This window comes from Nocardioides sp. (assembly GCF_036274455.1).
GTDB lineage: Bacteria > Actinomycetota > Actinomycetes > Propionibacteriales > Nocardioidaceae > Nocardioides.
Genome location: NZ_DASUFR010000170.1, coordinates 1 through 10,076, shown reverse-complemented (window position 1 = coordinate 10,076; position 10,076 = coordinate 1). Strand labels below are relative to the sequence as shown.

Genomic DNA, 10,076 nt, shown 5'->3' with positions numbered 1-10,076 from the left:
GGTGGCGTGGGTGTCCGGGCTGCGGACATCTCGACGGGCTCGATGAGCGGTGGTGGCGTGGGTGTCCGGGCTGCGGACATCTCGACGGGCTCGATGAGCGGTGGTGGCGTGGGTGTCCGGGCTGCGGACATCTCGACGGGCTCGATCGGCGGGAGTCGGGTCTGCGGCACCTCGCCGGTCGCATGACAGACTTCAAGGCACCGTGACGACCTCCCTGTTGCTGCTCGTGCTCGCGCTCGCACTCGTCGCGGCGTGCGGGGTCTTCGTCGCGGCCGAGTTCTCCTTCGTCACCGTCGACCGCGCGCAGGTCGAGCGAGACGCCGCCGCGGGCGACTCGACCGCCCGCGGGCTCCAGAAGGCGCTCCGGTCGCTCTCGACCCAGCTCTCCGGCGCCCAGGTCGGCATCACGGTCACCAACCTGGCGATCGGATTCCTGGCGGAGCCTGCGGTCTCCGACATCATCGACGGGCCGCTCGACCGTCTCGGCGTCCCCGAGAGCTGGGTCACGCCGATCGCGGCGGCGGTGGGCCTGCTGTTCGGGACCGTCGTCACGATGATCTTCGGCGAGCTGGTGCCGAAGAACCTCGCCCTGGCCAAGCCGATGGTCGTGGCCCGGGCCACGCAACGGTTCCAGCGCGGCTTCACCGCAGTGGTGCGCGGCCCGATCCGGGTGCTCAACGGGTCGGCGAACGCCGTCGTACGCCGGCTCGGGATCGAGCCGCAGGAGGAGCTGAGGTCCGCCCGGAGCTCGACCGAGCTCGCTTCGCTGATCGCCCGCTCGGCGTCCGTCGGCACCCTGGACCCCGACACCGCCGAGCTGATGGAGCGGTCGGTGGAGTTCGGCTCTCGCACCGCCGGCGAGATCATGACCCCTCGGGTGCGCACCGTCTCGTTGGAGGAGAACGACCGCGCGCTGCAGGTCATCGAGCTGGCCCGCGACACCGGACACTCGCGGTTCCCGGTGCTCGACGCCGAGGACACCGTCGTGGGCACGGTGCACGTCAAGAACGCCGTCGCACTGCCCGTGCACGAGCGGGCCACCACCCGCGTCAAGCACCTCATGGTCAAGCCGATCGTGGTGCCTGACACGCTCCGTCTCGACCCGCTCCTGGCGCTGCTCCGCGAGGACGGCTTCCAGATGGCGGTGGTCCTCGACGAGTACGGCGGCCATGCCGGCATCGTCACGCTGGAGGACGTCATCGAGGAGATCGTCGGCGACATCGCCGACGAGCACGACCGGCTCGGCGACCAGGCCCAGCGACGACGCGACGGGTCATGGGTGATCTCCGGTCTGCTGCGGCCCGACGAGGTCGAGGACCTCACCGGGGTCGCGCTGCCGGAGAGTGAGGACTACGACACGGTGGCCGGGCTGGTGCTGCAGGTGCTGGGCCGGGTGCCCAGCACCGGGGACATCGCCGAGGTGCCGGTCCCTGACCCCGGCCAGGACGACGACGACCGGCCGCGCGAGCGGATGGTCACGCTGACCGTCGAGCACATGGACGGCCTGCGCATCGACCGGCTGACCCTCCGGATGCCCGAGGCGGGCCGGCCCGAGCAGCCCGATCGGCCCGACCAGCCGGAGCGGCCACAGGAGGCCGACGCATGAGCGGGGGGACTGCGCTGGTCGTCGCGCTCCTCCTGTTGCTGGGCAACGCGTTCTTCGTGGGCGCCGAGTTCGCCCTGGTCTCCGCGCGCCGCACCCAGATCGAGCCGAAGGCCGAGAGCGGTTCGCGGATGGCCCGCACCACGTTGCGCGCCATGGAGAACATGTCGCTGGTCATCGCGGTCAACCAGCTCGGCATCACCGTCTGCTCGCTGGTGCTCGGTGCGGTGGGCGAGCCGGCGGTGTCCCACCTCCTCGAGCCGCTCTTCGACGCCGCCGGAATGCCGCACTCGTTGATGCACGCGGTCTCGTTCGCGGTCGCCCTGGCGATCGTCGTCTACCTGCACGTCGTGCTGGGGGAGATGATCCCCAAGAACATCGCGTTGGCGGGACCCGACCGGGCCGCTCTGGTCCTCGGCCCGCCGATCTGGGGTGTCGTGACCGTGCTGCGACCGGTGATCGTGGTCATCAACGCGATCGCGTCCGCGGTGCTCCGGCTGATGGGGGTGCGGATGACCGACGAGGTCTCGTCGACGTACACCCGCGAGGAGGTCGCGGCCCTGGTCGAGGAGTCCCGTGGCGAGGGGCTGATCGAGCCGGCGGAGTACGACCGGCTCGCGGGTGCCCTCGGCTTCACCGAGAAGCCTGTCTCGACCGTGCTCATGCCCCCCGAGACACTGACGACCGTGCGCCGCGGCTCGACCGTGGCGGACGTCGAGGCGCTCTGCGCCAGCACGGGCTTCAGCCGGTTCCCGGTGCAGGCCGACGACGGCGAGCTGGTGGGCTACCTGCACATCAAGGACGTGCTCGAGACCGACGAGACCCGGCGACAGCGGGTGATCGAGGACAAGTGGACCCGTCCGTTCGCGACGGTCCGGGACGACGACCTCCTGCACGACGCGCTCGAGACCCTGCAGCGCCGCGGCGCCCACATGGCCCGGGTGGTCGACAGCGAGGGCGCCACGCTCGGCCTGGCCACGCTCGAGGACGTCATCGAGGAGCTCGTGGGCGAGATCCGCGACGCGGCGCACCCTGTCTGATTGCCCGCCCGCGGACGGGCGCGGGACCGCGCGGGTCAGGTGGCCCGCATTAGTCTTTGTCCGAGCCCGGAGCCCTCCGGGCAGGCAGCGAGCGAAGAGCAGGGACTCAGGTGGCCACGGACGCAGCACGCGACACGCGCGTCTGGACCATCCCCAACGCACTGAGCGCCGCACGGCTGGCCGGCGTGCCGCTGTTCCTCTGGCTCGTGCTCGGCCCCGAGGAGGACGGCTGGGCGCTGGTCGTGCTCGCGGTGTCGGGAGCGACCGACTACCTCGACGGCTGGCTGGCGCGCAAGCTCAACCAGACCACGGTCGTCGGGCAGATCCTGGACCCCGTGGCCGACCGGCTCTACATCCTGGCGGTGGTCATCGGCCTCGCGCTTCGCGACGTCATCCCGTGGTGGCTCGCCATCTCGCTGCCGCTGCGCGACCTGCTCATGTGGGGGCTGGTCCCGCTCCTGCGCACTCGTGGCTACACCTCGCTGCCCGTCCACTTCCTGGGCAAGGCCGCCACCTTCAACCTGCTCTACGCCTTCCCGCTCCTGCTGCTCGGTGACGGCGACGACATCGTGGCCCGGCTGGCGCAGGTCTTCGGCTGGGCGTTCGCGATCTGGGGCGTCGGGCTCTACTGGTGGGCCGGGGTGCTCTACGCCTGGCAGGTCTACAAGCTGCTCAGCACGACCGAGCCCCGCAAGGCGACGGCGGTCGAGTGACCACCGACACCACCCCCACCATCCGGGAGCCGGGCCAGCCGCCGCTCCCGGACCGGGTGACCATGCCACTGCTCACGCTGGTCACCAGCCAGGCCGTCGACGAGGACTACGTCCACGCAGCCCGGCGTCGCGCTGCGAACGGTGCCGCCCCGCCCGTGCCGCCGCGCACCCGCTTGCGGGGCGCTGTGGTCGTCACCTGCCTGTTCGGGCTGCTCATCGCCCTGGCCGCCATCCAGACCTCGCGCGACGCCGACATCCAGCAGGCCAGCAGGAACGCGCTCATCGACCGGATCGACGAGCGGAAGCAGGAGCTCCGCTCGCTCGGGGACCGGGTCAGCAGCCTCGAGCGACAGACCAGCGACCTGCAGTCGACCAACAGCCGGGTCCGGGGCAATCTCGCCGAGGCCACGGTGGCGCTGCGCGCGCTCCAGATCAGCACCGGCTTCCTGCCGGTCCACGGTCCCGGGCTGCGGGTCACCGTCTCCGACAACCCCGACGGGAGCGCCGACGGCCGGGTCCGTGCCACCGACCTGCGGCTGCTCGTCAACGGGCTCTGGCAGGCGGGTGCGGACGCGATCGCGATCAACGGCAGGCGGCTCACCAACATCTCCGCGATCATCAACTCCAACATCTCGATCGCCGTGAACCGCTCACCGCTCACGCCGCCGTACGTCGTCTCGGCGATCGGCGACGCCGGCATGGCCGGGCGGCTGCAGGCCTCGACGTCCGGACAGCAGTTCCAGACGCTGACCGACGAGTTCGGGTTCCAGGTCGACCGGCAGAATGAGAGCGACCTCGCCCTCCCCTCCGCCCCCGAGACCCAGCTGCGGCTGCGGTACGCCGGCCAGGAGAGCAGGCCCCCCACCAACCAGGAGGACGCGCCGTGATCGCCGTGCTGGGCCTCGTCGTCGGCATCGTCCTCGGGCTGGTGCTGCGCCCGGACGTGCCGGTGTCGCTCGACCCCTACCTCCCGATCGCGGTCGTCGCCGCCCTCGACGCGGTCTTCGGTGGTCTCCGGGCCTACCTCGACGGGATCTTCGACGACAAGGTGTTCGTCATCTCGTTCGTGAGCAACGTGGTCATCGCCTCCGGCATCGTCTTCCTCGGCGACAAGCTGGGTGTCGGCGGACAGCTCGCCACCGGCGTCATCGTGGTGCTCGGCATCCGGATCTTCTCCAACGTGGCCGCGATCCGAAGGCACCTGTTCCATGCCTGAGACCGAGCTGCCACCGCACCCGGAGAGCCCCGTCGAGCGCGAGGTGCGGGCCTTCGACTACGTGCCGCCCGAGCCGCCGACCGAGCCTCACGAGGACGGCCGCAGCCGGCTGTGGCGGGCGTTCAGCCGTCCGACGCGGGGCCAGGTCGTGGTGGCGGTGCTGGTCGCCCTGGTCGGGTTCGCGGGGGTCACGCAGGTCCGGACCAACCAGGGTGACGACACCTATGCCGGCCTGCGCGAGCAGGACCTGATCGACATCCTCAACGGCCTGGCCGGCACCACCCAGCGCTCCGAGAGCGAGATCCAGCGGCTGGAGGCTACCCGCGACGAACTCCAGTCCGACACCAGCGCCCGCAAGGCGGCGCTGGAGCAGGCCCGGCAGCAGGCGCAGGTGCTCAGCATCCTCGCCGGGACCGTCCCCGTCCGCGGGCCGGGTGTGACGATCACGATCAACGAGGTGTCCGGGCACGTCCGGGTCGCCCCCTTCATCGACATGGTGCAGGCGCTGCGCACCGCCGGCGCGGAGGCGATGCAGATCAACCACGAGGTCCGGGTCATCGCGCAGACGTCGTTCGAGGACGGCACCGGCGGGCTCCTGGTCGACGGCCGGCTTCTCGAGCCGCCGTTCACCGTCGACGTGATCGGCAACCCCGATGCGCTGGTCGCCGCGCTGCGGTTCCCGGACGGCCCGCAGGACGAGTTCGCCCAGGACGACGGCGCCGAGCTGACCTTCAAGGAGGTCACCTCGGTCGACGTCGAGACGACTCGCGACGCGGCCGAGGCTGACGAGGCACAGGCCCAGCAGTAACGTTCCGGACAACGTGCCCATACCGCTTCACCGCGTCCACCGAGGAGACCACGTGTACCCCGACGACCTGTCCTACACGACCGAGCACGAGTGGCTGCGCCAGCCGGGAGAGCACGACGGCTCGGTGCGTATCGGGATCACCCACTACGCCCAGGACCAGCTCGGCGACATCGTCTATGTCTCGCTGCCCGAGCTGGGCGACACGGTCGAGGCCGGCGCGACGTGCGGAGAGCTCGAGTCCACCAAGTCGGTCAGCGACGTCTACGCGCCGGTCTCGGGCGAGGTGGTCGCCCGCAACGAGGCGCTCGACGCCACCCCTGAGCTGGTCAACAACGACCCCTACGGCGGCGGCTGGCTCTTCGAGGTCGTCCCGAGCGACCCCGCGCAGCTCGACGGGCTGCTCGACGCGGCCGCATACCAAGCCACGCTCGACGGCTGAGGGGCCGGGCTGGCACGCACCTGACCGGGCGCGAGGTGCGACGGGCAGGCAGTTCGCCTTGTGCACGCCGCACGGGCTGATAGGTTCGCTGACACCGGCTGCCTCACCCTCAACCTGAGGGTTCGAGCCCGGTGGTGGATCCGACACGGAGGGAGCGCGCAGTGCCGTTCTGCACCAACTGCGGGCACAGCAACCCGGACGACGCTCGGTTCTGCTCCCAGTGCGGCACCCGGCTCGTCTCCGTCGCGGCGGGCGCCGACGCTCCGACCACCACCAACCCGGTGGTCCCCGGGGAGCCCGTGGGGGAGAGCACCGCCACCATCCAGCTCGGCGGCGCCGGTGACCCGAGCAAGACCGAGACCGGCGACCGGGCCCTCAACCCCGTCGACGCCGCCGCGGTCGACGCGCTACCCGCCGGGCACGCGCTCCTCGTGGTCCAGCGTGGACCCGGCTCCGGCTCGCGGTTCCTGCTCGACGAGGACGTCGTTCGGGCCGGGCGCCACCCCGACAGCGAGATCTTTCTCGACGACGTGACGGTCTCGAGGCAGCACGCGGAGTTCCACCGCAAGGGCGATACCTTCACGGTCCGCGACGTCGGCTCCCTGAACGGCACCTACGTCAACCGGGACCGGATCGACACCGTCCAGCTGACCGACAGTGACGAGGTCCAGATCGGGAAGTACCGGCTGGTCTTCTTCTCCGGCCACGAGACCCGCTGACCGGCCCATGGCCACCGAGTCCACCGACTCCTCGACGGCCCGCAGCCCGGTCGCGGCCCGCGGTGCCCGGATGAACATCGGTGAGGTCCTCGAGCTGCTCCGCGAGGACTTTCCGTCGATCTCCATCCCGAAGATCCGGTTCCTCGAGGAGAAGGGGATCGTGACGCCGGAGCGGACCTCGGCCGGCTACCGCAAGTTCTCCCACGCCGACGTCGAGCGGCTGCGCTATGCCCTGGTGCTGCAGCGTGACCACCACCAGCCGCTGGCCCGGATCGGCGAGATCCTCGATGCCATCGACCGGGGTCTCGAGCCGCCACCGCTGGTCGACCTGACTCCGACGGTGCCAGACGTCGCCCTGTCAGCCGACGGGCTGCCGAGCCCCGAGTCGTTCCGCCGCCACGACGACCTGCGCCTCTCGCGGCGCGAGCTGGTCAAGATCGCGGGCATCAGCGAGGAGCAGCTCGACGAGCTGGAGCAGTACGGCCTGGTGGCCGCGCGCCGGGGGACCGGCCACTACGACTCCGACGCGCTGGTCATCGCTACGACGGCGCGCGAGCTGGCGGACTTCGGCCTCGAGCCGCGGCACCTGCGCGCGTTCAAGACCGCGGCCGACCGGGAGGTCGGCCTGGTCGAGCAGGTCCTGGCCCCGCAGCGCCGCGCCTCGGACCCGGCCGCCTCCGCGCGCCGCGAGGACACCGTCTCCCAGCTGGCCGCGCTGTCGGTCCGCATGCACGCCACCTTGGTCAAAGCGGGGCTGAGCAGGCTCTGAACGCGACCGAGCTGGTCGATACCTCGGGCTCTTGTGCCGGCGTGTGGGAGTGGCCGCGCCTGTTCTTCCGTTGTCAGGTTGCTGACCGCTGCACCGGTCCGGCTCCCTGGAGTGGTCAGTGGGCAACCTGGGGGTGGCCCAGGTGGGTTGGTCGGGTTGCCAGCTGACCGCTGCACCGGTCCCGCTCCGTCGAGTGGTGGTCTGCAACCTGAACTGGCCGAGGTGGGTTGATCGGGGTTGCCAGCTGACCGCCGCCCGGGGTTGGCTCCGTCGAGCGGTTCGTCAGCAACCTTCGGGTGGCGGGTTGCGGCGTGCTGCGCGAGCGGCGGCCCACACCACCCACCAGTCACCAGAGCCAGCTCCGCAGCGTCGGCTGCGCCCTGTCGCGCTCATCCAGCGGGGGTAGTGTGAAGGTGTGCGCGAAGTGGATGTCATGGGCGTCCGGGTCGAGATGCCGTCCAACCAGCCGATCGTGCTCCTGCGCGAGGTCTCCGGCGAGCGCTACCTGCCCATCTGGATCGGCGCGGTCGAGGCGACGGCCATCGCCTTCGCCCAGCAGGGCGTCGTACCACCCCGCCCGCTCACCCACGACCTGCTCAAGGACATCCTCGAGGCGACGGGCAACAGCCTCGACGAGGTCCGGATCACCGAAGTTCGTGACGGCGTCTTCTTCGCCACCCTGGTCTTCGGCTCCGGGGCCGAGGTGAGCGCCCGTCCGTCGGACTCCATCGCGCTCGCGCTGCGCACCGGATCGCGGATCTTCTGCGCTGAGGAGGTGCTCGACGAGGCCGGCCTCGCGGTGCCCGCCGAGCAGGAGGACGAGGTCGAGAAGTTCCGGGAGTTCCTCGACCAGGTGACGCCCGAGGACTTCGACGCGCACTGATTTTCTCCCCTCGTGAGCTTCGGCCCCGCGACCATGGCGACGCTCGCTGCGCTCGCAACCTCGGGGGTGGGCCCGAATGAGTGCAGCGACAGGTCTAAGGCTGTGCTTGAGGGTCAGACACACCGGGTGTCGGTCGTTGACCGGCCCGAAGCGTGGCCGTACCTTGAACTGTCCCCGTTGTAGTTCCACGGTTGTGACGCCTGCGGACTACCCTGACCGGGACCGGCCCTTGCGGAGGAGATGCGCGTGAACGAGCAGAACGACACCGGCGAGCTGCGCGACGGCATCGACGCGGCCATGGCCACCGAGGCCGCCGAGGAGCAGGGGCTGCTGTTCACCGATGACGTCTCGCCGCTGCCGAGCGACCTCGGCTACCGCGGCCCGACCGCGTGCAACGCCGCCGGCATCACCTACCGCCAGCTCGACTACTGGGCCCGCACCGGCCTGGTCGAGCCCACCGTGCGGGGCGCCTCGGGTTCGGGGTCGCAGCGGCTCTACTCCTTCCGCGACATCTTGATCCTCAAGGTGATCAAGCGGCTCCTCGACGCCGGGATCTCGCTGCAGAACATCCGCACGGCGGTCCAGTTCCTCCGCGAGCGCGGCACCGACGACCTGACCCGGGTCACGCTGATGAGCGACGGCGCCTCGGTCTACGAGTGCACGAGCAACGACGAGGTCATCGACCTGCTCCAGGGCGGTCAGGGCGTCTTCGGCATCGCGATCGGCGGCGTCTGGCGCGAGATCGAGGGCACCCTCGCCGAGCTCCCCAGCGAGCGGGCCGCCGACGACGTCGAGCCGGCTCCCGGCGACGAGCTCGCTGCCCGCCGGGCCGCACGTCAGACCGGCTGACCCACCGGCCACTGACTCCGCTGACCCGGCAGAAGCTGATCTGACGGGTCAGCGTCATCTGGGCAGTTCGGGCCGGTGCCGCGCCGGATCACCGAACCGCCGGGCGGCGCGGGTAGCATGGGGCGCGCTGACCATCCCGCGCGGGAGAGTCTCCGGTCAGCGTCCCCAAGGTTGGGGACGTGCCCGACCGGAGCGCCGAAGGGGCAACTCCTCCCCGGAACCTCTCAGGCGCAAAGGACCGTGCGGGACAGGCAACTCTGAAGCCCGCTGCCTTGGACTCCTGGGCAGGGAACGACAGAGGGGGAGGGCCCGAACGATCCCGTTCTGAGGAGCCCACCCAGTGTCAGACCACCTCTCGCCCGCCCTTCCCGACCCAACGCAGCTCGACGGCGCACTGCCCTTCGTCGACCGGCACATCGGACTGCGTCCCGAGGACATCGAGACCATGCTGGCCACGGTCGGCTTCACATCGCTCGAGGAGCTGATGGCGGCCGCGGTACCCGGCGGCATCCGGACCACCGCCGACCTCGACCTGCCCGAGCCGCAGAGCGAGCTCACGGTGGCCCGCGAGCTGCGCGAGCTCGCCGCCGAGAACCACCCGGCCGAGGCGATGATCGGGCTCGGCTACCACGCCACGATCACCCCGCCGGTGATCCGCCGCAACGTGCTCGAGGACCCGTCCTGGTACACCGCCTACACGCCCTACCAGCCGGAGATCTCCCAAGGTCGGCTCGAGGCGCTGCTCAACTTCCAGACCGTCGTCGCCGACCTCACCGGTCTGCCGACCGCGAACGCCTCGCTGCTCGACGAGGGCACCGCCGCGGCCGAGGCGATGACGCTGGTGCGCCGTGCCCAGCGCAACGCCGCCGGCCCGTTCGTGGTCGACGCCGATGCGCTCCCGCAGACCATCGACGTGGTGCGCACCCGCGCCGAGGGGATGGGCATCGACGTCGTCGTCGCCGACCTGGCCGACGGCCTCCCCGAGGGCGAGCTCTGCGGCGTCCTGGTCCAGTACCCCGGCGCGTCCGGCGCCGTCC

12 protein-coding genes, 1 pseudogene and 1 riboswitch are annotated in these 10,076 nt (G+C 71.0%); all 13 genes and pseudogenes read left to right on the top strand.

The window, feature by feature from the left end:
• The coding region (locus VFV89_RS16860; RefSeq protein WP_329707117.1) for a hypothetical protein at positions 1-186 on the top strand (186 nt) is incomplete at its 5' end.
• Between the two features lie 16 nt (positions 187-202).
• Positions 203-1,606, top strand: coding sequence for a hemolysin family protein (locus VFV89_RS16855; protein WP_329707116.1), 1,404 nt, complete (start codon positions 203-205; stop codon positions 1,604-1,606).
• Positions 1,603-2,643 carry a hemolysin family protein gene (locus VFV89_RS16850; RefSeq protein WP_329707115.1) on the top strand — a complete coding sequence of 347 codons (1,041 nt, stop codon included), beginning with the start codon at positions 1,603-1,605 and terminating at the stop codon, positions 2,641-2,643. The genes VFV89_RS16855 and VFV89_RS16850 overlap by 4 nt, the downstream gene beginning before the upstream one ends.
• 110 nt (positions 2,644-2,753) lie before the next feature.
• Entirely contained in the window at positions 2,754-3,356 is a 603-nt protein-coding gene (locus VFV89_RS16845) for a CDP-alcohol phosphatidyltransferase family protein (RefSeq protein ID WP_329707114.1), read from the top strand.
• A complete protein-coding gene (locus tag VFV89_RS16840; RefSeq protein WP_329707113.1) occupies positions 3,353-4,243 on the top strand; it encodes a DUF881 domain-containing protein in 891 nt (296 codons plus the stop codon). The genes VFV89_RS16845 and VFV89_RS16840 overlap by 4 nt, the downstream gene beginning before the upstream one ends.
• Positions 4,240-4,572, top strand: coding sequence for a small basic family protein (locus tag VFV89_RS16835; protein ID WP_329707112.1), 333 nt, complete (start codon positions 4,240-4,242; stop codon positions 4,570-4,572). Before VFV89_RS16840 ends, VFV89_RS16835 begins: the two co-directional genes overlap by 4 nt.
• Positions 4,565-5,380: a DUF881 domain-containing protein gene (locus VFV89_RS16830; RefSeq protein ID WP_329707111.1), complete on the top strand. Its 816-nt coding sequence runs from the start codon at positions 4,565-4,567 to the stop codon at positions 5,378-5,380. The genes VFV89_RS16835 and VFV89_RS16830 overlap by 8 nt, the downstream gene beginning before the upstream one ends.
• A 52-nt stretch (positions 5,381-5,432) precedes the next feature.
• Positions 5,433-5,819 carry a glycine cleavage system protein GcvH gene (gcvH, locus tag VFV89_RS16825; protein ID WP_329707110.1) on the top strand — a complete coding sequence of 129 codons (387 nt, stop codon included), beginning with the start codon at positions 5,433-5,435 and terminating at the stop codon, positions 5,817-5,819.
• A gap of 161 nt (positions 5,820-5,980) precedes the next feature.
• A complete protein-coding gene (locus tag VFV89_RS16820) occupies positions 5,981-6,538 on the top strand; it encodes an FHA domain-containing protein (protein WP_329707109.1) in 558 nt (185 codons plus the stop codon).
• A 7-nt stretch (positions 6,539-6,545) separates the two neighbouring features.
• Positions 6,546-7,307: a MerR family transcriptional regulator gene (locus VFV89_RS16815; RefSeq protein WP_329707108.1), complete on the top strand. Its 762-nt coding sequence runs from the start codon at positions 6,546-6,548 to the stop codon at positions 7,305-7,307.
• A 415-nt stretch (positions 7,308-7,722) separates the two neighbouring features.
• Positions 7,723-8,190, top strand: coding sequence for a bifunctional nuclease family protein (locus tag VFV89_RS16810; RefSeq protein ID WP_329707107.1), 468 nt, complete (start codon positions 7,723-7,725; stop codon positions 8,188-8,190).
• 240 nt (positions 8,191-8,430) lie between these two features.
• Positions 8,431-9,039: a MerR family transcriptional regulator gene (locus tag VFV89_RS16805; RefSeq protein ID WP_414690397.1), complete on the top strand. Its 609-nt coding sequence runs from the start codon at positions 8,431-8,433 to the stop codon at positions 9,037-9,039.
• A 131-nt stretch (positions 9,040-9,170) separates the two neighbouring features.
• Positions 9,171-9,290, top strand: a riboswitch (glycine riboswitch).
• A 194-nt stretch (positions 9,291-9,484) separates the two neighbouring features.
• Positions 9,485-10,076: pseudogene (locus tag VFV89_RS16800) on the top strand (glycine dehydrogenase (aminomethyl-transferring)); the annotation flags it as partial.

Bases quoted from the DNA above. Each gene is read 5' to 3' on its own strand.
- VFV89_RS16830 (WP_329707111.1), top strand. From the start codon at position 4,565: ATGCCTGAGACCGAGCTGCCACCGCACCCGGAGAGCCCCGTCGAGCGC.
- VFV89_RS16815 (WP_329707108.1), top strand. From the start codon at position 6,546: ATGGCCACCGAGTCCACCGACTCCTCGACGGCCCGCAGCCCGGTCGCG.
- VFV89_RS16850 (WP_329707115.1), top strand. From the start codon at position 1,603: ATGAGCGGGGGGACTGCGCTGGTCGTCGCGCTCCTCCTGTTGCTGGGC.
- VFV89_RS16805 (WP_414690397.1), top strand. From the start codon at position 8,431: ATGCGCGTGAACGAGCAGAACGACACCGGCGAGCTGCGCGACGGCATC.